Consider the following 1674-nt stretch of genomic DNA (forward strand, 5'->3'; position numbering starts at 1 on the left):
AAGTTCTCTGTCTAGCTGCTCTCTTGCTTGTAAGTTAATCATTGGCGGTCTTCCTGGACTCTTTTTCGTTGACAATAAACCTTTTATTCCTGATTCGGTATAGTCCTTCAACCATCTTTGTACCGTTACCCTTGCTCTCCCTAGCACCACCGCTACATCCTGTATTGTTTTTACATGACCTATTTTCAGCAAATACAACGCTTGAATCCGTTCACGACTTGATACTATTTTTTGTTTTCTCAGCAGTTCCTGTAATTCTTCTGCTGACTCATATATTTCTACTTTGGTGACTCCAGCCATCTTTGCTCGTTGATATTTATTCCTTCTTTATCTGTATCATAGTTTTAGTGAATTGGTATTACAATTACACTTTCTAAGCCTGGACGCGAGAGAAGAGACGGTCGAGTAGAACTGAAAGCTGAACGCTTCCAATGGATTCCAGTGATGCAACGGTGAAATTGCTACTGCTAAACTCGCTGGGAGATGACCTTGGGGGGCATTCGCACTAAAAGTTAGATGATCGTAATATATGTACTTATTTTTAAGCCAACCAACGAGATAGCCAAACTTTGAATAGTCTTGTTCTACACTTTCCCAAATGCGCTTCTGCACACTAAAGCTGAAGTTTCCGTTACTGTACTTTACCCAAAGTTGGTCAATCATACAGAGATCAGTGCAGGGAAAGTTGTTGATAGATTTGTCATTAAGCCAACCTTCTTTTTCTCTGCCAGATACTTTGAGCATGACAGCTAAAGTCAGTAGATCCGCTTTTTTCCATTCTCCTAATTTCAGTAAATCTTGCAGTTGTGTGTAGTCTATCCTAAGCTCATCGGTGCTAGTGTATAAGACTGGTATCTGCTCTTGTGAAAGGTTTTCTAATCCAATAGCAACTATACCTTCGTCAAAAGCTCTTTGAATAACATCTTGATTATTTGTGTTGTCATACCCCAGCCCATCATAAAACCCTTGAGCAAATACAATAGCAGCTTTATCATCAATTGGCTGATTCATACCAATTACATAATTAATATATTGGCTAATCGCCTCTCCAGATTTGGCTGAATAACAGGCATTAAGTAATACACACTTAACATAATCAACGTGTAACCTAAACAATGCTGCCAAACTTTCTGGTGATACAGGTTTGCGATTTCCTCCATCGTCTTCTAACAACAAGCTGCCATCCTTCATCCCATGTCCGCAAAAATGGACTATTTGGGGACGTTCTTCTGCGATTGATCTACGAATATCCTGAGGGCGTATAGCCGTTCTAATCCTAATATCAAATAAATCTCGTTTTACTGCCCGTTTAATGGCTTTCTCTATTTGGCGTAGATATAGCGAAGCTGTCACCAGGGGCAAGATAGCCTGAAAGTACTGCTGTCGGTATACCTATAATCTTGCCGCGACTGGAACCATAATGTTGCCGCTACTGAGGCTGTAATGCTCATTATTTCGTGAGGCGATCGCAACACTAATTGAACGATTGGAACCATAACATTGCCGAAAACTAAAAATGGAACGATAAACTTGCCAAAACAAGATACTTCAAGTCTTCATTTTTAGGTTGATGCATTTCAATAGACATCTCCGAAAATACTCAAATTGTTTGCCGAAGTGACTTTTAGCGTGCGATTGCCCAAGGGGCACTGCGCTTCGCGCAATCGCCAATTC

At 40.4% G+C, this 1674-nt stretch carries 2 protein-coding genes; both read right to left on the reverse strand.

Going from position 1 to position 1674, the window contains the following annotated elements; genetic code table 11:
* Positions 1–300 (reverse strand): helix-turn-helix domain-containing protein (locus MAS10914_RS0126300; RefSeq protein ID WP_017318931.1); only part of this gene is annotated, 300 nt, incomplete at its 3' end.
* A gap of 36 nt (positions 301–336) precedes the next feature.
* Positions 337–1353 (reverse strand): GUN4 domain-containing protein, encoded by a 1017-nt coding sequence (locus MAS10914_RS35990; RefSeq protein WP_017318932.1) that lies wholly within the window; start codon positions 1351–1353, stop codon positions 337–339.
* Positions 1354–1674: the final 321 nt, after the last annotated feature.

Origin of the sequence: Mastigocladopsis repens PCC 10914 (genome assembly GCF_000315565.1) — a bacterium.
Lineage (GTDB): Bacteria > Cyanobacteriota > Cyanobacteriia > Cyanobacteriales > Nostocaceae > Mastigocladopsis > Mastigocladopsis repens.